The sequence below is a fragment of the Pseudoalteromonas sp. 2CM41L genome, from assembly GCF_023161905.1.
In the GTDB taxonomy this organism is placed as follows: domain Bacteria; phylum Pseudomonadota; class Gammaproteobacteria; order Enterobacterales; family Alteromonadaceae; genus Pseudoalteromonas; species Pseudoalteromonas atlantica.
Map to the genome: position 1 here is coordinate 76,561 of NZ_JALNTN010000003.1, position 24,544 is coordinate 101,104.

Genomic DNA, 24,544 nt, shown 5'->3' on the forward strand with positions numbered 1-24,544 from the left:
CTTTGTTTTTACAAAATGTTAAAATTGACACCAGTGTCATGAAAAAATAACGCGCAAATAAGCGCTAAATGTTAAAACTTATGGGTGAAAAAGAAATCTTGCCTTGAAGTGAGAAATATTCAAGAATGTGAATATGTATTCAAAATAATATTGACTCTATTTACTATAGAGGCTAGTTTTGTGCGTCTGTTAGCAAATCGTCGAGCAGTTCATTCACGTTAACAGTGCAGCAAGGGAGGGGTCTATGTTATACGACTCAAGATTAGAAAAAGATAATTGTGGCTTTGGCTTAATAGCCCAAGTAAATGGTCAAGCTAGTCATCGGCTTATTCGTACAGCTATTACTGGACTTGATCGCATGCAGCACCGCGGTGGTATTTCTGCCGATGGTAAAACAGGTGACGGCTGTGGTTTATTACTACAAAAACCTGACAGTTTTTTCCGTGCTATTGCGAGTGAGCATAATTGGCACTTAGGTAAAAATTACGCCGTAGGCATGGTTTTCTTAAATTCAGATCCCGTTTTAGCACAAGCTGCAAAACAGGTTTTATGTGAAGAATTAGAACAAGAAACACTTAAAATACTCGGTTGGCGTGAAGTGCCTACTGACCCTTCAATGCTAGGGCCAATTGCTACACAGCAATTACCTGGTTTTGAGCAAATTTTTGTTAGTGCGCCTGAAGGATGGCGTTCTAAAGATTTAGAGCGACGTTTATATGTAGCACGTCGCCGTGCAGAAAAGCGTTTAGCAGAGGATGAGTCGTTTTATATTGCGAGTTTATCGGGGTTAGTGACTATCTATAAAGGCCTTATGATGCCTGCAGATTTGCCTAACTTTTATTTAGACTTAGCTGATATTCGTATGACCAGCGCTATTTGTGTATTCCATCAGCGTTTTTCTACTAATACCCAGCCGCGTTGGCCTTTAGCACAACCATTTAGGTATTTAGCGCATAATGGTGAAATTAATACCATTGAAGGTAACCGCCAATGGGCTCGTGCACGTTCGTATAAGTTTTCATCGCCACTTATTCCTGATTTACAAAGCGCAGCGCCGTTTGTAAACGAAACCGGCTCTGACTCTTCAAGCTTAGATAACATGCTGGAGCTGTTTTTAGCCGGTGGCATGGATTTATTCCGTGCTATGCGTATGCTTGTGCCACCTGCATGGCAGAAAAACCGTGCTATGGATGATGATTTACGCGCATTTTACGACTTTAACTCTATGCATATGGAACCGTGGGATGGCCCCGCGGGCATTGTTATGTCTGATGGGCGTTTTGCAGCCTGTAACCTTGACAGAAATGGCCTGCGTCCAGCGCGCTATGTTATTACTCAAGATGGCTTTATTACACTTGCCTCTGAGGTAGGGATTTGGGATTACACTGCAGATGAAGTGGTCGAAAAAGGCCGTGTAGGACCAGGTGAGCTGTTAGTAATTGATACTAAATTAGGCAAGATTTGGCACTCAGATGAAATCGACCAAGATTTAAAATCGCGTCATCCTTATAAGTCATGGCTTGAAGAAAACGTTAAACGTTTAACCCCGTTTGAAGAGCTTACCGAGCAAGATGCGGGTAATCGCTCATTTGATGACGAAACACTTGTTAAATACCAAAAAATGTTTGGTTACACTAACGAAGAGCTCGATAGTGTTATTCGCGTAATGGGTGAAAACGGCCAAGAAGCAACCGGCTCTATGGGTGATGACACGCCATTTGCAGTACTTAGCGAAGGGCATCGTTCATTGTACGATTACTTCCGCCAAAAGTTTGCGCAAGTGACTAACCCGCCAATCGATCCGCTGCGTGAAAACCACGTAATGTCACTGGCAACGTGTATTGGTAGTGAGCAAAACGTATTTAATGAAACCACAGGCCACGCTAAGCGCCTACAGTTTGATACGCCAATTTTAATGTATGCAGACATGCAGCAGCTACTTAATGCCGATGACGAGCATTACAGCTACTGTAAAATTGATATTACATACACAGCAGAGGAAGGTTTAGAAAAAGCGGTTGCACGTATTTGCGACGCTGCACAAGAAAAAGCAGCAGCCGGCTGTGTAATGCTTATTTTATCTGACCGTAACTTTAGCGAAACCCAATTACCAATTCCTGCTGCTATGGCGGTAGGTGCTGTACAAAAACGTTTAGTAGATAATAACTTACGTTGTGAGTCTAATATTATTATTGAAACGGGTAGCGTACGCGATGCACACCAATTTGCCGTATTACTTGGTTTTGGTGCAACCGCAATTTACCCATACCTTGCATACGAGTCACTGGTTGCGATGAGCGACAGCAAAGTGATTGATAAGTCGTACTGCGAAGTGACGCTTTCGTACCGAAAAGCTATTAATAAAGGTTTGTACAAAATTATGTCTAAAATGGGCATAAGTACAATTGCATCGTACCGTTGTTCAATGCTTTTTGAAGCGGTTGGTCTATCTGATGCTATGGTAGACATGTGCTTTAAAGGTGTGGCAAGTCGTATTAAAGGCGCCTGTTTTAGCGATTTTGATATTGATCAGCAAAAGCTACATAAACTTGCTTTTAGTAAGCGTAAATTACTGAGCCATGGCGGTTTATTAAAATACGTTCACGGTGGTGAATACCACGCTTACAACCCAGATGTTATTCAAACGCTACAAAAGGCCGTACGTTCAGGCGATTATAAAGACTACGCAGCCTATGCTGATTTAGTTAATAACCGTCCTATTGCAACGCTGCGCGATATGTTAGCGCTTAAATTACCTGAAAAAGGCATTAGCATTGATGATGTTGAGCCGGCTGAATTTTTATACCAGCGCTTTGACTCTGCAGCTATGAGTATTGGTGCACTTTCTCCAGAGGCGCATGAAGCGCTTGCCATTGCAATGAACCGCTTAGGCGGGTGTTCAAATTCTGGTGAAGGCGGCGAAGATAAGCTGCGCTACAACACCGAGAAAAACTCACGTATTAAACAAGTTGCCTCGGGTCGTTTCGGTGTAACGCCGCACTACCTTCGTAATGCGGATGTAATTCAAATTAAAGTGGCGCAGGGTGCTAAACCTGGCGAAGGCGGGCAGTTACCAGGCGAAAAAGTAACGCCGTATATTGCAAAACTTCGTTATTCGGTACCCGGTGTAACATTAATTTCACCACCACCGCATCACGATATTTACTCAATTGAAGATTTAGCCCAGCTAATATTCGATTTAAAACAAGTAAACCCAGAAGCGATGATATCGGTGAAGTTAGTATCTGAGCCGGGTGTAGGCACAATTGCCACAGGTGTAGCTAAAGCGTACGCCGACTTAATTACTATCTCAGGTTACGATGGTGGTACCGGTGCAAGCCCATTAACGTCAGTTAAATACGCGGGTAGCCCGTGGGAGCTTGGCCTTGCAGAAACTCAGCAAGCGCTTGTTGAAAATGGTCTTCGTCACCGTATTCGCCTGCAAACAGATGGTGGTTTAAAAACAGGTTTAGATATCATTAAAGCCGCTATTTTAGGTGCAGAGAGCTTTGGCTTTGGTACGGGCCCAATGGTGGCGCTGGGTTGTAAATACTTACGTATTTGTCATTTAAATAACTGTGCGACCGGTGTTGCAACGCAAGATGAAACACTTCGTCAAAAGCATTACCACGGCTTACCAGAAATGGCGATGAACTACTTTAAGTTTATAGCCCAAGAAGCACGTGAAATTATGGCAAGCTTAGGTATTGCTAATCTAACTGACTTAATTGGCCGTTTAGACTTATTAGAAGCGATTGAAGGTAAAACAGCGAAGCAAAAGAAAATAGATTTATCGTCTGTAATTGCTCAGCCAAATAACCCAACGGGCGAAACCTTATTTTGTAGCGCACCAAATAGCTCGCACTATTTAGGTGAACTTAACGAAACGTTACTAGGTAAAGCGCAACAAGCGATTGATACCTCATCGGGTATTTCGCTCGTGAGCCGCATATGTAATACAGACCGTTCAGTGGGCGCAATGCTGTCGGGTTACATAGCCTCTAAGCACGGCAATCAAGGTATGGCAGCAGATCCAGTATCTATTGAGCTACATGGTACAGCAGGGCAATCATTTGGTGTTTGGAATGCCGGTGGCCTTGAAATGACCCTTATTGGCGATGCAAACGACTACGTGGGTAAAGGCATGGCTGGTGGTAAGCTTGTTATACGCCCACCACTGGGATCATCGTTTGAAAGTCATAAAGCGACTATTGCTGGTAACACATGTTTGTACGGTGCTACAGGTGGTAAGTTATTTGCCGCAGGCTGTGCTGGTGAGCGTTTTGCAGTGCGTAACTCTGGCGTGCAAGCCGTTGTTGAAGGCGTAGGTGATAACGGCTGTGAATACATGACTGGCGGCGTTGTATGTGTGCTAGGTAATGTAGGCGTTAACTTTGGTGCGGGTATGACAGGTGGTTTTGCTTATATTTTAGATGAGCGAAGTGACTTTGAAAAACGCATTAATCCAGAGCTTGTAGAAGTAGTAACACTTGATGATTTAAGTTCGCACCAAGAGCATTTGCGTGGCCTAATTGCCGAGCATTTAGAGCTAACGGGTTCATGTCGAGCAGAAACCATTTTAGCTAATTTTGAACTGTACTTACCTATGTTCAAACTAGTTAAACCAAAATCAAGTGATGTAAAAAGTTTACTCGGGCACCGCGCTCGCAGTAGCGCAGAACTTCGTGTTCAAGCGCAATAAGGGGGCAGTATGAGCGAAAATGTATATCAATTTATAGACGTGCAGCGTGTTGATCCGCGCAAAAAACCAATCTCGTCGCGTAAAAAATCTTTCGTGGAAATTTACGAACCCTTTTCTGAGAATCAGGTAAATTCACAAGCTGACCGTTGTTTAGATTGTGGTAACCCTTACTGTGAATGGAAATGCCCAGTGCATAACTACATTCCACAGTGGTTAAAACTAATTAGAACTGGCCGTATTTTAGAAGCGGCTGAGCTTTCTCATCGAACAAACAGTTTACCTGAAGTGTGTGGACGCGTATGTCCACAAGACAGACTGTGTGAAGGTTCATGTACGCTTGATGAAGAGTTTGGCGCAGTAACGATAGGTAATATTGAAAAATACATTACCGATACCGCATTTAAAATGGGCTGGAAACCAGACATGTCATACGTGACATGGACGGATAAAAAAGTGGCTATTATTGGTGCGGGTCCGGCTGGTTTAGGGTGTGCAGATATTTTAGTACGTAACGGTGTAAAGCCAGTGGTTTTTGACCGTCACCCAGAAATTGGCGGATTACTTACTTTTGGTATCCCTTCTTTTAAACTTGAAAAAGAAGTAATGCAAAAGCGCCGTGAAATTTTCACCGAAATGGGTGTGGAATTTAAGCTAAACGTTGAAGTGGGTGTAGATATCACTATGGACGAAATTTTAGCTGACTACGACGCGGTATTTTTAGGTGTAGGTACGTATCAGAGTATGCGTGCTGGTCTTGAAAACGAAGACGCGCCAGGCGTACACGACGCACTGCCATTTTTAATTGGTAACACAAATCGCGTTATGGGTTACGATGAAAAAAACCAAGCGTGCATTGATATGGCCAATCAAAAGGTTGTGGTACTTGGCGGTGGTGATACCGCGATGGACTGTGTGCGAACGTCTATTCGCCAAAATGCAGCTAAAGTAACTTGTGCTTATCGTCGTGATGAAGAAAATATGCCAGGCTCTAAGCGTGAAGTTAAAAACGCTAAAGAAGAAGGTGTAAACTTTACCTTTAATGTACAGCCAACGGGTATTGTACTTGATGATAATGGCCATGTTGCAGGCGTTAAAATGGTTAAAACACAACTGGGTGAGCCTGATGAAAACGGCCGTAGCCGAGCGGAAGTTGTACCAGGCTCTGAGCACGTACTTGAGGCAGACCAGGTTATTATGGCGTTTGGCTTTAAACCACACAAAATGGACTGGTTAGAAAAGTATGATGTAGAAATTAACCACTGGGGCGGCATTAACGCACCAGAGCAAGGTGAATTTACTCATCAAACAACTAATCCGAAAATATTTGCAGGTGGCGATATAGTGCGAGGCTCTGATTTAGTGGTAACGGCTATTTTTGAAGGGCGTAACGCTGCTGAAGGTATTATGGATTATTTAGAGGTTTAATTATCTCGTTAAGTTTTAAATATAATAAAGGCAAGCTAACTGGCTTGCTTTTTTTTGCTTTTTTCAAATTAAAAAGTATTAAAAAGTTGTCATTAACCAATAATTAACGTGTAAATCTTGCTTAAAGTACTATTTCAGTACAAACTTGCTGCTAACTTCTTTTTTAAATCCTCGGAAAATGAGCTTTTAAAGCTCGCTTGCAAATAAAAAATAATAATATGAATGCATACTCAGACAACAGAGAAAGAAAGCTAATTGTTCGCTTTTTTTCGACCATCGGATTTATAGCTACCTTCGCTATGGCGTGTAATGCATTGTCTAATGCTGATGTAGTGCTTGGTATTATGCTGCTAGTTTCAGCTGGTTTTTATGCGTGGGCTTTTAGCCTTTACCGCGCAGTCGAAAAATCAGCGACCACCATTTTATATAACCTTTACTGTTTAATGCTGTATTTAGTGATCTCGGGCGGAGCTGAAGGTACTGGGCCAATTTGGATATTTATTGTATCACCGGTGACTTACTCTATTAGAGGCCTAAAAAAAGGAACATTTGATATTGTTGCTTTTTTATTTGCCGTGATCGCCGGCTTTATTATTACAGATAACTTTAATATTTATGATTATCAGCCTGAAGCACTTCCACTAAGGGTGGTCATTTCTTTTATTATTGTTGCTTTATTAAGTGGTTTTTATGAGCGCTCACGCGAAAAATACAATGAAAAAATAGTCGCGCTGAGTCAAAAAAATGAGCGCCTTGCCACAATAGATCACTTAACTGATTTACCTAACAGACGTTTTATGATGAAAGAACTTGCTGAGCTTAAACATCTTCATAAAAAAAATAAGCAGCCGTATGTAATTTTGCTAGCTGATGTTGATAATTTCAAAAACATTAATGATAACTACGGCCACGACTTTGGTGATGAAGCGTTAACCCAACTTGCCAATATTTTAAAAAAGAGCATGCCAAAGCAAGGTATTGCTTCTCGGTGGGGCGGTGAAGAGTTTTTAATTGCACTACCAAACAGCGACAAAGATCAGGGGCAAAGTATTGCAGAAAAAATTCATGCAGAATTACAAAAAAATCCAGTGCGCATGAATGGGAAATCGGTGGTATTAACTATAAGTATGGGGCTTGTGCAAAGCCAGTTAGATACAACCACAGCCCAAGACATAAAGCTGGCCGACGAGCGATTATACAAAGCAAAAGAGCAAGGTAAAAATAGAACTTGCTCTTAACGCTTGTGTTAGTTAATCCATAGAAAAACTATCAAGGTTGGGGCGGCTTTTACTTTTTCGCCGCTGTAAACTTAAATAGCACATTGCACTGCACAGTATCTGTGCTAATAAAAGTAACCATTGGTTATTAGCTACTATGTTGCCAATAATAAACCACTGCCAAACACTCACCGTTACTTGATAAACCAATATAAGTTTTAAAAAGCTAAACAGTTTTAGCTTAAATTCTGCGTGCTTAAACTTACTAAACCCGATAAGTAAAAAGCTTAAAACAACAAGTAGCCACCCAGTAACATGGCAAAAATTTATCAGCATGCTTTGCATTTAAAACGTCTCTCCACTGTTGTAGCAAAAGTATAACTTAGGCGTGCGCCATAATAAGCTCTTTAGCATTTGCTTTAGCGGTTTTACTTATATTATCGCCACCAAGTAAGCGTGCAATTTCATTAATACGGCCGTCTTTATTTAGGCTGAGCATTTGAGTAAAGGTCTCGCCTTGTGCTATTTCTTTTGCTACAAAAAACTGCTGATGCGCACTACTTGCAACCTGAGGTAAATGGGTTACACAAATAACCTGTGTTGATTTTCCTAGTTGGCGTAGTAACTTCCCTACAGAGGAGGCGGTAGGACCTGATATACCTACATCCACTTCGTCAAAAATAAGCGTTGGTGTTGTCACTTTTTGGGCAATGATCACCTGTATGGCAAGGCTAATACGCGACAGCTCACCACCCGAGGCAACTTTAGCTAAAGGTTGCAATGGCTGCCCAGGATTAGTAGAGACCAAAAACGAGACGCTATCAAAACCTAATGCATTGGGTTGGCGCTCAGCTTCTTGGGTAAGCTGAATTTCAAAGACCCCATTTTCCATCGATAAATTAGCCATGCTTTCACTAATTAATTGATTTAATGTATTAGCATATTTATGGCGACTTTCGCTTAGCTGCTCACTGGCGTGCTGGTATGCACTTAGCGCATTAGTTATTTCATCGTCTAATTGCGCCAAACGTGAGCTATTGTTACTAATTGATTCTAGCTCTTGTGTTAAACCTAGATGAAACTCAACCAGCTCTTGAGGCTTTATATGATGCTTACGGGCTAAGTCCATCGCGCCACTTAAGCGCGCTTCTACTTCTGTTAATCTTGCAGGGTCTAAGTCGGCCTGCTCTGCGTAGTTTCTTACTTCTCTGCTTGCTTCTTCAACTTGCACTGCGGCTTCATCTAATAATGCAGCTACACTTGCTAAGCTTTCGTCATAATTTGCAAGCTCGGCAAATTGCTGAGCGCTGTGTTGCAGCATTGAACAGGCATTTTGCTCATCACTTTCGTATAAATGTTGAAGTTCGCGCTGACAGGCTTCTAAAATGGTTTGGCTATTACTTAGCTTGTAATGTTCGGCTTCTATTTGTTCAAACTCGCCGTCTTGTAAGGCAAACTCATCTAATTCGGCAACTTGGTATTCGAGTAATTGTTTTTGAGCGGCTTGTTGTAATTGCTGTTGCTCAAGCTGTTTGAATTCTTTTTGCAGGTTTGCATATAATTTAAAGCTTTGGCTAACCGCTTTTACAAGCTGGTTGTGGCCTGCGTAGGCGTCAAGCAGTTGCAGCTGGTGTTCAGCTTTTAAAAGGTGCTGATGAGCGTGCTGTCCGTGTATAGAAATTAAATACTGTCCCAGCTCTTTAAGTTGAGCTGCTGTAACAGCGCTGCCATTTATATAGCTTTTGCTGCGGCCATTTTTACATACAACGCGTCTAAGTAGGCATTCGTTGTCGTTACTCGTTAGCATGTGTTGTTCTAAAAATGCTTTAGCAAGAGGAAGGGCAGTTAAATCAAACTGTGCGCACACTTCTGCTTTATCTGTGCCAGGGCGAACCGCCGACGCTTCAGCGCGCTCACCTAAACACAGTGAAAGTGCATCAATGGCAATCGATTTACCCGCGCCGGTTTCACCCGTGATCGCCGTCATGCCGTTATGCCACTCAGTGCTTAAGTTACTTACAATTGCAAAATTTTTAATTTCTAAACCAATTAACATACTGTTCATCCATCCAGTGAATCAACTGTTAATTTATACAGTGTTTAGGTTTTTTGCAAATTAATTTTTTACTTTTTAAGCAACACTCGCATTTTGAGAAAGCTGACTATCAGAGTCAGTACTTTCATCAGAAGGTGTTTCGTCAGTATTTTCAAGGCTTTCGCTTGGGTTTTCAGGTGTGTCAGTTTTAATTTGTACAATCAATGAGGGCAAAATTTCATGATAAAACGCTTTATTATATAGTATGCCTTGCTGGGGTAACTCACTCACAAAGTACTGTATATTATCTTGTAGCGCTTGGGCGTTTTCACTTTGCAGTGCTTTTTGAAACTCAATCGAAAGCGTGCTCACTAAGCTGTCGTTAATATCTTCTAAATGTTGCAGGTTTTCATCAGTATGGGGCTGAACCACAAAAAAATTGGCCACAATTGCCTGAATTTGCGCTACATACTTAGGTCTTATTATTTTGGCTTCTAATAAATTGTTTAGCTTGGTTTTGAGGCGAGTGTTTACTTGGGCAACACGTTCGTTAAATTGTTTTTTCTTGGTTTCTAACGCTTTTTTTCTATTGTTTTCAACTCTAATATAAGCGCCAAGCAAAGTGATAAGTAATAACAAAGCAAAGATAACAACATAAGTCATTGCTAGATATTCCTAGTTTGATTAATTTTTATTTGTCTTGTATTTTGCGCTAAAGCACTACGCTTGGCAATAAAATTAGTATAAACGGCTGCCCCAATTAAGTTTAGTACGTAAAACGTTGTAGTAAGAGTAGTTTTTTGGGTGAATTAAGCGCAGTTTTCTGTCGGCTTTTTTAATAACCACTTCATCGCCGGGTAAAACGGCAAGCACTACATGGCTGTCGCAACTGACTTGTAAGCTGTCGGTGTTCTCAAGGCTTAACTTTAAGCGTACCTCGTTATCGGCATCAACCACTAAGGGTCTGCTTGATAATGTATGCGGAAACATAGGCACTAACGAAATTGCATTAAGCTCAGGTGTTAAAATGGGCCCGCCACCCGATAAAGAATAAGCTGTAGAGCCGGTAGGGGTTGATACAATTAAGCCATCAGAGCGCTGAGAAAACACAAAGTCATTATTAATAAATGCTTCAAACTCAATCATGTGGGCAACTTTGTCGGCGTGCAGCACCGCTTCGTTAACGGCTGAATTCGCACTTTTAAGTTCGTTATGGCGATATACTTCTACCTCGAGCAAAAAGCGTTTTTCTTCTAAATATTCGCCGCTTAAAACTTGCTCTAGGCTACCTTCAAAGCCTTCTGGGTTTAAGTCGGTTAAAAACCCTAAATTACCTCTATTTACGCCTATTACAGCTACATCAAAGCGTGCCAGTACGCGTGCAGCACCAAGCATATTGCCATCACCCCCTACAACAATAGCAAGGTCGGCTTGCTCGCCTAAGCTAACAAGGTCAACTTGATGAGTATCAGGGACATCCGATAACTGCCCACCGGTGCGCTTTTCTACAATCACGGTAAAGCCAAGAGCCGATAAAAAAGTATGTAAACGCTGTAACGTAGCCGCAGCTTTAGGGTGGTTTGGTTTACCTATAAGGCCAATAGTTTTAAACGGTGAGTGCATAACGGCTGCAATAAAAAGTAATAATATTTTTGTAGGGTAACTCAAAACAGAAGTGTTTGAAAACACAGATTTACCAATATGATAATGATTCAATTACGCCTGTATATTGCCAAGCTCACCTAAGAGCTGATTATTGGCTCAACAGATTAAATTACCCCTTTAATTTTTGTATTTAATGCTTAAAAATAGTTGCAGCAGTGTTTTATTGTAATGCATGCAACAACATATTCACTTAAAGCGTGCTTTAGGCTTGAATTTGTTTTAACTGCCCCGATATCTCTTTCATGCAACAAGATGTAGATAACATGAATATAAACCCGCGAGATCAACAAATTTTTTCAGCAGTGATGAGCCTTTATTGTAATGGTGAAGGGTTACCCGTTCCATCAACAAAAATAGCGAAGCAAAAAGGCATGGCGGTTTGTTCTGCCACGGTACGAAATGCTATGGCGCGACTTGAAAAAGTAGGCTTGTTATATTCCCCTCATACATCGGCAGGGCGTGTACCTACAAACCAAGGGTTTGATTATTGGTTTGATGAGTTTTTTCCGTTAGCTGAAATTGCTAATTATTGGCAGCCACAACAAGCACAACTTGTGGAGCTTGCCCATGGCTTAAGTAAAAAGTATCAAGTATGTTGTTGTGTAGGCTTACCACAAGCAAGCTCGCAACAAGTGTTTAGAGTAGAAGTACTTGAGTTTGATTCTAACGATTGGCTTGTACTGCTAATAGATAGAGCAGGGCAAAGCCACAATATTTGTATCAACAAACCTGATGATTCCTCAGATGCCGTGCGTTATCAATTTGCAACTTGGTTAAACACAGTATTTAGCCAACAAACCTTAATGGAAGGTTTGTACAGAATGCAAGCAATGGCAAATACCGCACCGCGTAATTGCCATGACTCACTGACACAGTGGACGCGCCAGCTTAGTCATAAGCTTGGATCAGATAACAGTATTGTAGTAGGCGAAAACTATCTATATAAAAAGGTCGATTGCGAACAAAGCTTAAATATTGGCGTTTCATTTTTAAATTTTGTCGAAGATAAACTCGCGTTTAAAAACGGTGTATCAGTTTTAAACACTGAAAACTTACCGTTTACAGAGTGCAATGAGCTGATAGTAATTAGTGTGCCGTACTTTCAAAATCAAGAGTATCAAAGCCGCTTTTGCGTAATTTGCCCTAAATCGGCGCAAATTGAACAATTAATCCAAGAATTTAAATTATTAGAGCCATCTAACTCTTGAATCTTTTTATTCAATCCCCATAATTACCGCAGTTGTAAAGAATTGGAGCACGTATTTTATGTCTGAGCAGACACAAAACCCAGAGCAAGAAGTAGAACTAAACGAAGAAGTAGCTCAAATGGAAGCTGATGTTGAAGCAGCAGTAGAAGCCGCAGAGCAACACGAAGCAGACCAAGAGCAAAGCCCTGAAGCTGAAATTGCAATGCTATACGCAGAGCTTGAAGCTGCTAAGCAAACCATTGCGGATCAAAAAGACAGCGTTGTACGCGCCGCCGCAGATGTAGATAACATTCGTCGTCGTGCTGCACAAGATGTAGAAAAAGCACATAAATTTGCACTGGAAAAGTTTGCTAACGAATTACTTCCAGTAATCGATAACCTAGAGCGCGCTATTGAGTTTTCTGATAAAGAAAATGAAACCTTAAAGCCATTGCTTGAAGGTATTGATATGACAGTTAAAAGCTTTAACGATGCGGTTGCAAAGTTTGGCGTTGAAATTGTTAACCCACAAGGTGAGCAATTTAATCCAGAATTCCACCAAGCAATGTCTATCCAACCAAGTAACGATGTTTCACCAAACACGGTACTTGCAGTAATGCAAAAAGGATACACATTAAATGGTCGTTTATTACGCCCTGCAATGGTTATGGTATCTAAAGCAGCAGACGCTTAATTAGTCACTGTTTATAAAAAATGCCTCATTATGAGGCATTTTTTTTGTCTATTTTATAGTGGATTAACTGCACCAGCATAGTTAATAGCACGGCGCTAAACATTAAGCTTGAAAACGGCACAGCACTTTTTGCATGCACCACAGCAAGCAATGGGCCAACGAGCGCGCCACTGCCAAAGCGCAGCGTTCCAATAACAGCGGTGGCGGTACCGGTGTTTTTTTCAAACTTCATTAATATTAATGAATCAGCATTGCTTGCTGTTACCCCTAGGCTCATCATTAAAGGCGCAATGGCCGCTACAATGTAATATAAAGAAAGCTGCAACAAGCTAAACGTAAGCAGTGCCAGCCCAGAGGCAAAGCCACATACAAGCCCTATGTACAGCATTTTTCGAGAGCCAATTCTTGGTACAATTCGGGTATTTAAAAAGTTACCACACATAAGTGCCATGACATTAAATGCGAATAAAATCCCAAATAATTGCTCAGATACATTATATAAATCTAGGTATACAAAAGGCACTGAGGTTAAAAAGCAAAAAAAGCCAAACGAGACAAACATAGAGCTTAATATGTCTGCACGTGCATCTTTATTACTAAGTACCGTTTTATAGCTGTCGAAAAACAAGGCTAGGCCTTTTTTCTCATTTTTATGAATGGGGATATCAATTAAATACACTTGTACAAACGCTAAAATTAAAAAGCTATAGGCAGCAAGAACCAAAAATATAGTTGACCATACCGAGAACCCTAAAATAAACGACCCCACAGAGGGGGCAACTAAGGGCGCTACCATCATAATCATAGATACATACGACATGCCCTTAGCGGTGTTTTTTTGATAAATATGCCTAATTACGCCAGGCACAACCACCGTAGCTGCCGCGCCGGTGAATGCTTGCACGGCTCTAAGTACCCAAAAGGTGTGTATTTCGGTGGTAAAAGCCAGCGCAAATGAGCTTGCACCAAATAAGGTTAAGCCAGTCCGGGCTAGTTTTCGTCGACCGAGTTGATCGGCAATAGGGCCAAAAAATAACATGCCTAGCGAGTAGCCAGCCAAATAAATACTTAGCGAAATTTGTACATTTGGCATAGTGGTTTGTAAATCGTTCGCAATAACCAACATGGCCGGTAAGTACATGTCTATAGCCAGCGGCGTAATAGCAACAATACTGGCTAACAAGGGTAACAAAATTCGGGTATTAAAAGACGAGGCCGAGGCGTCCATGTAGTCACTCAACATTCACTAAAAACAAGGCTTATAGTGTAACAGGGCTATGCAAGGGTATAAACTTAGTTTGTCTGGCAAGGTCATTTATTTATTAAAAATAAAAAGCGGCGTAATAAGGAGCAAAGATTCTAAACTGGCACTGTGTTTGCTATTCTACAACTAATAAAAATTAAAGACTTGAAGGAAACACCATGAAAAAACTAGCCCTTGCCTTACTCGCAACCGCAGTTTTAGCCGGCTGTAAAACATCGCCTACGGGGCGTACTCAAATTGCGCTGTATTCAGAGCAACAAATGAGTGAAATGGGCACCGCAAGTTTTGCTCAAATGAAGGAGTCACAGCCAATCAATAAAGATGCAAAAACCAATGCGTATGTAAATTGTATTGCTGAAAAGGTCGTGGCTGTTTTACCAAAAGAATACGCCTCACAAAATTGGGAAGTCGTGGTATTTGAAGATGAGTCGGCAAATGCCTTTGCATTACCTGGTGGCTACATCGGTGTTCATACGGGGTTATTAAAAATAGCCACCAATCAAGATCAGCTTGCAACCGTACTAGGGCACGAAGTGGGCCACGTCATAGCAGAGCATTCAAATGAGCGTGTATCACAAAGCTCAATTTTAGATACTGGTATGCAATTAGGCAGCGCAGCGCTTGAAATGGGCAACGTACAATACCGCAACGAAATTATGCAAGGTTTAGGTTTAGGGGCGCAGTACGGCGTAGTTTTACCGTTTAGCCGTTCACACGAATCAGAGGCCGATACCATTGGCTTAGATTTAATGGCGCAGGCTGGCTTTAACCCACAAGAGTCGGTCACGCTTTGGCAAAATATGAGCGCAGCAGGCAGTGGTAGCACACCTGAGTTTTTATCTACTCACCCTGCACCGAGCAATCGAATTAATAATTTACAAGCACAAATGAGCGAAGCTCTTAGCGAGCAAAGTACGGCTAAATCGCAGGGTAAAAACCCGCAATGTACGCTGTAAATTAGTTTTTATATAAAAAGCCCCTATAAGCGGTTTACTTACAGGGGCTTTATTTTATTAAGCATCAAGCTATTACTCACTTAATGCTTGTTTAAACACTGCCTTAAATCGCTCAAAATCTTCTACTTGCGGTAAATGACCTAAATTATCAAGCTCAAACAGTTGCGCATCAGGAATAAGCGCAGCAGCGTGTTTTCCTAATTTGTCGTAACGCCCCAGCTGATAATCTATCCCGTCTTTTTTCCAGTTTCGGCCAGGGCCTGTTCTGTCACGCGTACCAATAATTAATTTAACGGGCACGGTTAAGTCTTTAAATTCAGTGATCACCGGTTGGGTAAAAATCATATCGTAGGTTTTAGCGTTAACCCAGGCAATTTGCTCTTTATCTGGGCCTTGTATTTGGCCTGTAATAAAGTCGGTTAATGCTGAATACTGAGCATTCCATTGACCGTCGTAATAGTTTTTTTGCTGGTACTTTTTAACACCTTCGGGCGTTTTGTTAAGCTCATTTTTATAAAAAAAGTTGGTGTCTTCGTATTTTACATAGTGTAAGTAGTTTTCAAGCCCTATTGGATTAAGCAAAATCAGTTTAGTGGTTGTATCTGGGTACATTAATGCAAAACGGCTCGCTAGCATTCCCCCCATAGAGTGGCCAACAACAATCGACTTTTCAAGCTTTAGCGAGTCCATTAATGCATGTGTATGATGCGCAAGCGCCGCAAATGAATATTGATAGTTAGCGGGCTTTGAAGACTTACCAAAACCAATTTGATCGGGGATCAGCACCCCAAACCCAAGCGACTGTAAGTAACGGGCTGTGGGGCTCCAGTAGTCGGCATTAAAGTTTTTACCGTGCATTAGCGTCACTGTTGGCATATTTTTTTGTGTGGGTTTTAAATAAATATACGCCATTTTTAGCGATTGCTTTTGTGATGCAATATCAAAATAATTTACTTTAAAATCATACTGGTAATTTGTTAAAAGTGCATCGTAAGAGAGGGTTTTAGAGGGTTCTGTAGTACTGGAAAATGCATTATTAGTAAAGGCTAATAATGCAGACAAACAAATAACTTTAATCGCTGGCATTTCCTTACTCCTATTAAAGGCAAGCACACGGCTTTAATTAAAGTAAGACAATAACTAAGTATTAAAGGCTGTTCAATTAAATAGTTTTCATGGCAAAAAAAAGAGCACTGTTTAAGTGCTCCGTTTAAAAGTAATGTTGACTCTGTTTTACACTGTCTGGGCTTAAAAAGTCCACTCAACGTGTATTTGTGGAACCGATTCAGTGACCTCAGTGCCTAGCTTGTTATGCCAGTATTGCAGTTCCATACCCAGTAATAGGGTGTTTTCTTTCATTTCTAACGCGTGGCCCATATCCCATACTAAAATAGGCTGTGCAAGTATCCACGCTTCTACGTCGTTACCAAACTCATCTTCGCGCTCTGCAATGTATTCAGCGTGTCCTTTAAAGCTAAATTTTTGCGAGCCTAGGGTAAACGGGTATTCAAAGGCTACATCAAACATCCAGCTGTTAGTTTCAATAGGGGCACCGCCTTTTGCTACGCCTTCACTGTCATCAATATAGGCAGTGACAAGTGTTTGAAAAAAGTTGAACCCAGGTACATCCCAGCTTAATTTAACACCCGGTAGGTATTTCATCATTTTGGCATCGCCGGCAACGTTAATTCCGCCAGTAAGGCCTACATCTAGTAATGCACCAGCGCCAATTTTCTCACCGCTAATAGCCGATAAGCTTAGCGTTGAATACCATTCGCCGTAAAAGTCGCTATCTTGGTAGCCGTCGGTTGTATCGTCTTTGCTGTAATCAATAAAGAAAAAGTTATCACCGTAATCATAGCCCGATGCATGTTGCAGCGAGTAAACAGTAGTGTCTGATTCTTGCTTGGTAAATGGGTTTTTTTGGTCGCCATTATTAACATGTAATGCGGTACTGCTCCAATTAGCAGCAAGGGCAGAAGATGATAAAGCGATTGACGTAAGGGTAACGAGGGGAAGTAATTTTTTAAATTTCATAATCTGTATTTAACTATAATTTTAGTGACACGCGAAAGCGCGCATTATAGCACAAGGTATTGATATGTAGATTATTATTTTAACATATGTTGCAGCTTATTTATTAAGCTGCAACATAAGATTTTGCACAAAATTTAGGCTTTATTGCGGCGCAAACAAATAACGGCAATGGCAGTAAAAGCTAAAATAAAGCAATAGTAAGATGACGTTGATACTTCCCACGGGCTAATTTTAAACGTAGCACCTAACAGTAATGCTTGAGCACCATAGGGCAGTGAGCCTTGCGTAACACAAGCAAAAATATCAAGTAAACTTGCAGAGCGTTTACCACTTATTTCGCCATCATCAGCAAGTTTTTTAGCAATAGGACCTGCAACAATAATTGATACCGTGTTATTGGCTATACACACGTTGCTGGTTAATACCAACGCAGCTATACCAAGCTGATCAGCTACTTTGCGGTGCCACTTGGCAATCACTTTTGTAATGGCTTGAATTTTTTGTGCCAGAAAATCAAGGCCGCCGTTAATACGAATGAATTCAGATAAGCCACCAATAAACATAGAAAGTAAAAATATTTCCTGCATATCGGTAAAGCCTTTGTAAATATCTTTTACAAAGCTTGCGCCTTCGTAGCTGCCGGTAAAGCCCATTAGCGCAGCAAATACAATACCGCTAAATAGCACGACAAACACGTTCATACCGGCAACAGCCAATACTAAAATAAAGGCATAAGGCAGCACTAATAATAAATCAAAATCTTTAGTTTCTACTGCTTGTGGAGCAGGTGTTAAATAAAGCAGCAAAGCAATGGTTAATACGGCAGCAGGAACCGCTATTTTTAAGTTTTCTTTAAACTTGTCTTTCATTTCACAGCCTTGCGTACGCGTTGCAGCAATGGTTGTGTCTGAAATAATAGAAAGGTTATCACCAAACATTGCGCCCGATACTATAGTACCGGCCATTAGGGCAGGGTCGATGCCTGTTTTAACGGATACCGCATAAGCAATTGGCCCTATAGCACCAATGGTACCCATTGATGTACCCATTGCAGTAGAGACAACCGCAGCAATTAAAAATAGCCCAGGTAATAACAGCGACGGGGGAATAAGTGACAAGCCAGCGTTTACAACCGCATCCACACCACCGGTGGCACTTGCTACTGCCGAAAATGCACCGGCAAGTAAGTAAATTAAACACATGGTAATAATGTTGTTGTGTCCTGCGCCTTTAATAAAGGTTTCAACACATTGGTTTACAGTGCCTTTGTTTAAAATAAAGGCAAGCATAATAGCGGGTAGTATAGCAACCGGCGCTGGGAGCTGGTAAAAAGCGTAATCAACCCCTTGCGATTGTAAATATAAACCTGAGCCTAAAAAAAGGGCTACAAAGGTAAGAAGGGGAAGCAAAGATAGAATTGCTTTGTTTTTATTAAATGTTGGCTGCATTGTATTCCTCATAACCAGTTAGTATAACCACAGCCAAAACTCCTCTTTTAGCTGAATTTAGTAGATCACTCTTTAATAGAAAAGTAGATGACCACAGCGCCCGCAAGCCAAAGACCAAATCGACGCGAAAGAGAAGTTTAAATGTATAGATGGCTAAAGTAAACTGGTATTGTTATTATTATTTAATTAAGGGCTTACCTGACTATTGCACGACTTTTAGATAATATCTACCGGTGTGCGATTATATGCGGCTAATAATTGCTCAAAGCAAGTTTAGGGCGGCAAATTAGTCAGGGTACGCAACAACAGATCCAACTAAATCAGATTAAGGCAATAACAATGAATCGAATAGGTGTTTTTGGTGCTAACGGCAGAATGGGCTTAGCCCTATTAGAAGCCGCGACAATTAAAGAGCAAACACAACTTGGTGGTGCGTATGTTCGCAGCAGCTCATCGTTATTGGGTATTAATGTAAATCAAGTAAACAGTGCAGCCGACAAAGCCATTAGCTTTAGCGACGAGAGCAAGGTTGCTGATGTTGATGTACTTATCGACTTTACGTTACCAGCAGGTATGCGCAATCACTTAAAAACAGCGCTCGATAAAAAACTGCCTATGGTTATAGGCACCACAGGTTTAACTAGCGAAGACATGGCATTATTAGAAAATGCTGCTAAACATATTCCTATTGTGTTTGCGCGTAACTACAGCGTTGGCGTTAATGTGCTACTTAACCTAGTGCAAACAGCGGCCACTAAGTTTGGTGATGACCTAGATATAGAAGTTTTTGAAGCGCATCATCGTCATAAAATAGATGCGCCCTCGGGCACAGCATTAGCCATTGGTGAATCTATTGCACAGGCTAAAGGGTGGGATCACGATGAAGTAGCGGTATACGACCGCAGCCAAGTAGAAACCGCAAAATCACAAAATGAAATTGGCTATTCAGTACTAAGAGGCGGGGACATAGTAGGTGAACACACCGCCTATTTCGCAACTATGGGCGAAAGGCTTGAATTAACCCACAAAGCAAGTTCGCGAATGACCTTTGCATTAGGAGCTATAAGGGCTGCGCAGTGGTTACAAAATAAACCAGCAGGACTTTATGATATGCAAGATGTGCTAGATCTGAAGTAGTTTAGTTACTTTTTTAGCTGTTTGGGTCTATTTTTGCCTAAAGCGACTTATTTGTAGTGTTTATCTAAATAACGTTAGACCTAAATAGCATCTTCATGTAGAATGCAGCCAATTTGCCAAAAATTACTAAATGCGTGTTTCCAATTATACCCAAGTGGCTAGTAAAACCAGGGGTTTCAGTGGGAATGAAAAGAGTTTTAGGCAAGAAAAATGATTGAAGGTTTAGCGTTTTATATCGGCATCATTTAAGACTGCGTAAAACAATTTAAGCTCACAAAAAAATCTGGTTTTGACGCTCCCTCTGGGTATTGGCGGGGTGTTAAGCATTTGCTTACTCCCGTTTTTTACTGTTAGGAGGTTTAACTTGACTAAATCCGCTCTGTTAGTCCTAGAAGACGGCACAGTGTTTCGCGGTACTGCAATCGGCGCTGACGGCATGTCAGTCGGTGAAGTAGTATTCAATACGTCTATGACTGGTTATCAAGAAATTTTGACTGATCCATCATACGCGGAACAAATCGTAACTTTGACGTACCCACATATCGGCAATACGGGTACCAACAGCGAAGACGAAGAAGCGAATCAAATTTGGGCTAAAGGCCTAGTGATCCGTGATTTGCCACTGCTAGCAAGTAACTTTCGTAACGAGCAATCGTTAGATGATTACTTAAAACAACGTAATATTTTAGGTATTGCGGACATCGACACCAGAAAGCTTACCCGTATTTTGCGCGACAAAGGCGCACAAAACGGCTGTATTATTGCCGGTGACGAGTTAGACGAAAACAAAGCGTTACAAGCCGCGCAAACCTTCCCAGGTTTAAAAGGTATGGATTTAGCAAAAGTTGTCTCAACCAAGGAAAATTTTGAGTGGCGCGAATCAAGCTGGACATTAGGCCAAGGATTTAAAACCCTTAGCAGCGATGATGAAAAGTTTCATGTAGTAGCCTACGACTTCGGTGTTAAACGTAATATTTTACGTATGCTAGTTGATCGCGGTTGTAAATTAACCGTTGTACCAGCGCAAACCTCAGCCGCCGATGTACTTGCTTTAAACCCAGATGGTATCTTCTTATCTAATGGTCCTGGCGATCCAGAGCCATGTACTTACGCTATTGATGCAATTAAAACCTTTTTAGAAACCGACACACCAATTTTTGGTATTTGTTTAGGGCATCAATTATTAGCACTGGCCTCAGGTGCTAAAACAGTAAAAATGAAATTTGGCCACCACGGTGGTAACCACCCAGTAAAAGACTTAGACCGCGATGTAGTAATGATCACCGCACAAAACCACGGTTTTGCTGCCGATGAAGACACACTACCAAGTAACTTACGTGCCACGCACAAATCGTTATTTGATGGAACACTACAAGGTATTCATCGTACTGATAAGCCAGCGTTTAGCTTCCAAGGTCACCCAGAAGCAAGCCCAGGCCCGCACGATGCTGCCCCATTATTTGACCACTTCATCGACCTGATGCAAGCGCGTAATAACTAATTTAACTGGAGTAATAATGCCAAAACGTACCGATTTAAAAAGCATTCTTATCTTAGGCGCAGGCCCAATTGTAATTGGTCAAGCTTGTGAATTTGATTACTCTGGTGCTCAAGCGTGTAAAGCACTTAGAGAAGAAGGCTTTAGAGTTATATTAGTTAACTCAAACCCAGCAACTATCATGACTGACCCAGAAATGGCCGATGCAACGTACATCGAACCTATTCATTGGGAAGTGGTAGAAAAAATTATTGAAAAAGAAAAGCCAGATGCAGTACTACCAACAATGGGTGGTCAAACTGCATTAAACTGTGCACTTGATTTAGATAAGCACGGTGTACTGGCTAAACACGGCGTTGAGCTAATTGGCGCAACCGCTGATGCAATCGACAAAGCAGAGAACCGTGAACGCTTTGACGTAGCCATGAAAAACATTGGCCTTGAATGTCCACGTGCTGAAATTGCTCACTCTATGGATGAAGCACACGATACGCTAACACGTATTGGTTTTCCGTGTATTATTCGTCCTTCTTTCACTATGGGTGGCACCGGTGGCGGTGTGGCTTACAACATGGAAGAATTTAACGAAATCTGTGAGCGCGGCCTAGATTTATCACCAACAAGTGAGTTGTTGATTGATGAATCACTGATTGGCTGGAAAGAATATGAAATGGAAGTTGTTCGCGACAAAAAAGACAACTGTATCATTGTATGTTCTATCGAAAACTTTGACCCAATGGGTGTACACACTGGTGATTCAATCACCGTTGCACCAGCACAAACGCTAACCGACAAAGAATATCAATTAATGCGTAATGCCTCTATGGCGGTACTGCGTGAAATTGGTGTTGAAACCGGTGGTTCAAACGTACAGTTTGGTGTAAACCCTGATGATGGCCGTATGGTTATCATTGAGATGAACCCACGTGTATCTCGCTCATCAGCACTGGCATCTAAAGCAACGGGTTTCCCTATTGCTAAAATTGCCGCTAAGTTAGCAATTGGTTACACGTTAGATGAGCTTCAAAACGACATTACAGGTGGCAAAACACCAGCGTCATTTGAGCCATCAATCGACTACGTAGTAACAAAAATTCCTCGCTTTAACTTTGAAAAATTTGCCGGCTCGAACGATCGCTTAACAACGCAAATGAAATCAGTGGGCGAAGTAATGGCGATTGGTCGTAACCAGCAAGAATCGTTACACAAAGCATTACGCGGTCTTGAAGTAGGCGCAACGGGCTTTAACCCAATTGTGGCACTTGATGACCCGAAAGCGCGCGAAAAAATCATCCGTGAACTACGCGAGCCAGGCGCTGAGCGTATTTGGTACATTGCCGATGCAATGCGCCACGGTATGAGCGTAGAAGAGGTATTTGAACTTACCAAAGTTGATCCTTGGTACTTAGTACAAATAGAAGACATTTTAAAAGACGAAGCTAAAATTGCTGAAGGTGGCATGGCCGGCTTAAATGCCGAGTTTTTACGTAAACTTAAGCGTAAAGGCTTCGCCGACCCACGTATTGCTGAAATTGCTGGTGTATCTGAAGCCGAAATTCGCAAAAAGCGTCATCAGTTAAACATTGTACCTGTGTACAAGCGTGTTGATACCTGTGCTGCTGAATTTAGCTCAGACACAGCTTACATGTACTCAACGTACGATGAAGAGTGTGAAGCGAACCCGTCAGACAAAGACAAAATCATGGTTATTGGCGGCGGTCCTAACCGTATCGGCCAAGGCATTGAGTTTGACTACTGTTGTGTGCACGCAGCCCTTGCGCTACGCGAAGACGGCTATGAGACCATAATGGTTAACTGTAACCCTGAAACGGTTTCTACCGATTACGATACCTCTGACCGTCTATTCTTTGAACCAATTACACTCGAAGACGTATTAGAAATTGTACGTGTTGAAAAACCAAAAGGTGTGATTGTACAGTACGGTGGCCAAACACCACTTAAACTAGCACGTGAACTTGAAGCGAATGGTGTGCCAGTAATTGGTACTTCACCAGATGCGATTGACCGCGCAGAAGACCGTGAGCGTTTCCAGCAGTTAGTAGAGCGTCTTGATTTACTACAACCAGAAAACGCAACAGTTACATCAACTGAAGAAGCATTACTTAAATCAGGTGAAATTGGCTTTCCACTTGTTGTGCGTCCATCGTACGTACTGGGTGGCCGTGCAATGGAAATTGTTTACGATGAGCAAGACTTACGTCGTTACATGACCGAAGCGGTACAAGCTTCAAATGAAGCGCCGGTACTACTTGATCACTTCTTAGATAACGCAATCGAAGTGGACGTTGATGCAATTTGTGACGGCGAGCAAGTAATTATTGGCGGTATAATGGAGCACATTGAGCAAGCGGGTGTTCACTCGGGTGACTCAGCATGTTCATTACCTGCACACTCTTTATCACAAGAAGTGCAAGATGTTATGCGCAAACAAGTAACCGATATGGCACTTGAGCTTGGCGTAGTGGGCTTAATGAATACACAATTTGCTGTAAAAGATGGCAAAGTGTACTTAATTGAAGTGAATCCACGTGCGGCGCGTACTGTACCGTTTGTATCTAAAGCGACCGGTATTGCACTTGCAAAAGTAGCCGCGCGTTGTATGGCGGGTCAGTCTTTAGCAAGCCAAGGCATTACTAAAGAAGTAATTCCACCGTATTACAGCGTTAAAGAAGTTGTTTTACCGTTTGCTAAGTTCCAAGGTGTGGATCCTATCCGTGGCCCAGAGATGCGCTCTACAGGTGAAGTGATGGGTGTTGGCGATACTTTCGCCGAAGCGTTCGCAAAAGCACAATTAGGTGCAAGCAACACTTTACCACGCGGTGGTCGCGCGTTACTATCTGTTCGTAACAGCGATAAGTCTCGTGTTGTAGAACTTGCTAAAACCATGACAGACCTTGGTTTTGAAATTGATGCAACAGGTGGCACAGCAGAGGCTTTAAAAGAGGCCGGTATTGAAGTACGCCGTGTAAACAAAGTATATGAAGGCCGCCCGCATATTCTTGATAACATCAAGAATAAAGAGTACAGCTATATCGTAAATACCACCGAAGGTCGCCAAGCGATCGAAGATTCGAAGGTGTTGCGTCGTGGTGCATTGCAAAACAAAACCAACTACACGACAACCTTGAACGCGGCATTTGCTAACTGTACTGCTAACCAAGCGGACGACCGTAGTAAAGTGACGTCAGTTCAAGAGCTACACCAGCGATTGAACTAAGGAAATGTACCAAGGCCACTAGGCCTTGGTGTTAAGTGAGA

17 protein-coding genes are annotated in these 24,544 nt (G+C 41.8%); 9 read left to right on the top strand and 8 right to left on the bottom strand.

The genetic code is table 11. From position 1 onward, the window contains the following. The first annotated feature begins 244 nt into the window (after positions 1-244). From gltB to MTF64_RS05245, 3 genes are all read left to right on the top strand, one after another. On the top strand, positions 245-4,702 hold the full coding sequence (gene gltB / locus MTF64_RS05235; protein ID WP_248450816.1) for a glutamate synthase large subunit: 4,458 nt from the start codon (positions 245-247) through the stop codon (positions 4,700-4,702). 9 nt (positions 4,703-4,711) lie between these two features. After that, positions 4,712-6,127: an FAD-dependent oxidoreductase gene (locus MTF64_RS05240; RefSeq protein WP_004588108.1), complete on the top strand. Its 1,416-nt coding sequence runs from the start codon at positions 4,712-4,714 to the stop codon at positions 6,125-6,127. A 218-nt stretch (positions 6,128-6,345) separates the two neighbouring features. Further along, positions 6,346-7,365, top strand: coding sequence for a GGDEF domain-containing protein (locus MTF64_RS05245; protein WP_248450817.1), 1,020 nt, complete (start codon positions 6,346-6,348; stop codon positions 7,363-7,365). Between the two features lie 12 nt (positions 7,366-7,377). Here MTF64_RS05245 and MTF64_RS05250 read toward each other — a convergent pair whose 3' ends face one another. The 4 genes from MTF64_RS05250 to nadK all read right to left on the bottom strand — a co-directional run bounded on the left by MTF64_RS05250 (position 7,378) and on the right by nadK (position 11,002). Next, positions 7,378-7,689 (bottom strand): hypothetical protein, encoded by a 312-nt coding sequence (locus MTF64_RS05250; protein WP_004588106.1) that lies wholly within the window; start codon positions 7,687-7,689, stop codon positions 7,378-7,380. A 37-nt stretch (positions 7,690-7,726) separates the two neighbouring features. Continuing rightward, the gene (gene recN / locus MTF64_RS05255) at positions 7,727-9,400 is read right to left on the bottom strand and encodes a DNA repair protein RecN (protein WP_248450818.1); all 1,674 of its coding nucleotides are present in this window, start codon (positions 9,398-9,400) and stop codon (positions 7,727-7,729) included. Positions 9,401-9,475: 75 nt separating this feature from the next. Further along, a complete protein-coding gene (locus MTF64_RS05260) occupies positions 9,476-10,042 on the bottom strand; it encodes a hypothetical protein (RefSeq protein WP_248450819.1) in 567 nt (188 codons plus the stop codon). 75 nt (positions 10,043-10,117) lie between these two features. Continuing rightward, a complete protein-coding gene (gene nadK / locus MTF64_RS05265) occupies positions 10,118-11,002 on the bottom strand; it encodes an NAD(+) kinase (protein WP_004588103.1) in 885 nt (294 codons plus the stop codon). 284 nt (positions 11,003-11,286) lie between these two features. On the opposite strand from nadK, the gene MTF64_RS05270 reads away from it, so the two are divergent. After that, positions 11,287-12,252 carry an HrcA family transcriptional regulator gene (locus MTF64_RS05270; protein ID WP_054983110.1) on the top strand — a complete coding sequence of 322 codons (966 nt, stop codon included), beginning with the start codon at positions 11,287-11,289 and terminating at the stop codon, positions 12,250-12,252. A 58-nt stretch (positions 12,253-12,310) separates the two neighbouring features. Further along, positions 12,311-12,925, top strand: coding sequence for a nucleotide exchange factor GrpE (gene grpE / locus MTF64_RS05275; RefSeq protein ID WP_024033377.1), 615 nt, complete (start codon positions 12,311-12,313; stop codon positions 12,923-12,925). Positions 12,926-12,953: 28 nt separating this feature from the next. Here grpE and MTF64_RS05280 read toward each other — a convergent pair whose 3' ends face one another. Next, a complete protein-coding gene (locus MTF64_RS05280; RefSeq protein ID WP_248450820.1) occupies positions 12,954-14,153 on the bottom strand; it encodes a Bcr/CflA family efflux MFS transporter in 1,200 nt (399 codons plus the stop codon). Positions 14,154-14,347: 194 nt separating this feature from the next. Here MTF64_RS05280 and MTF64_RS05285 point away from each other — a divergent pair, with 194 nt between their 5' ends. After that, positions 14,348-15,145 (top strand): M48 family metallopeptidase, encoded by a 798-nt coding sequence (locus tag MTF64_RS05285; RefSeq protein ID WP_024033379.1) that lies wholly within the window; start codon positions 14,348-14,350, stop codon positions 15,143-15,145. A gap of 72 nt (positions 15,146-15,217) precedes the next feature. On the opposite strand, the gene MTF64_RS05290 is transcribed toward MTF64_RS05285, so the two are convergent. The 3 genes from MTF64_RS05290 to MTF64_RS05300 all read right to left on the bottom strand — a co-directional run bounded on the left by MTF64_RS05290 (position 15,218) and on the right by MTF64_RS05300 (position 18,630). Then, a complete protein-coding gene (locus tag MTF64_RS05290) occupies positions 15,218-16,231 on the bottom strand; it encodes an alpha/beta hydrolase (RefSeq protein ID WP_248450821.1) in 1,014 nt (337 codons plus the stop codon). A gap of 162 nt (positions 16,232-16,393) precedes the next feature. Next, positions 16,394-17,182, bottom strand: coding sequence for a hypothetical protein (locus MTF64_RS05295; protein ID WP_055015218.1), 789 nt, complete (start codon positions 17,180-17,182; stop codon positions 16,394-16,396). A 134-nt stretch (positions 17,183-17,316) separates the two neighbouring features. Beyond that, on the bottom strand, positions 17,317-18,630 hold the full coding sequence (locus MTF64_RS05300; protein WP_004588096.1) for a Na+/H+ antiporter NhaC family protein: 1,314 nt from the start codon (positions 18,628-18,630) through the stop codon (positions 17,317-17,319). 339 nt (positions 18,631-18,969) lie between these two features. Between MTF64_RS05300 and dapB the strand changes: the two genes are divergently transcribed. From dapB to carB, 3 genes are all read left to right on the top strand, one after another. After that, the gene (gene dapB, locus MTF64_RS05305) at positions 18,970-19,767 is read left to right on the top strand and encodes a 4-hydroxy-tetrahydrodipicolinate reductase (protein ID WP_138685009.1); all 798 of its coding nucleotides are present in this window, start codon (positions 18,970-18,972) and stop codon (positions 19,765-19,767) included. A 364-nt stretch (positions 19,768-20,131) separates the two neighbouring features. Then, positions 20,132-21,268, top strand: coding sequence for a glutamine-hydrolyzing carbamoyl-phosphate synthase small subunit (gene carA / locus MTF64_RS05310; RefSeq protein ID WP_004588094.1), 1,137 nt, complete (start codon positions 20,132-20,134; stop codon positions 21,266-21,268). A 16-nt stretch (positions 21,269-21,284) separates the two neighbouring features. Further along, positions 21,285-24,503 (top strand): carbamoyl-phosphate synthase large subunit, encoded by a 3,219-nt coding sequence (gene carB / locus MTF64_RS05315; protein ID WP_248450822.1) that lies wholly within the window; start codon positions 21,285-21,287, stop codon positions 24,501-24,503. Positions 24,504-24,544: the final 41 nt, after the last annotated feature.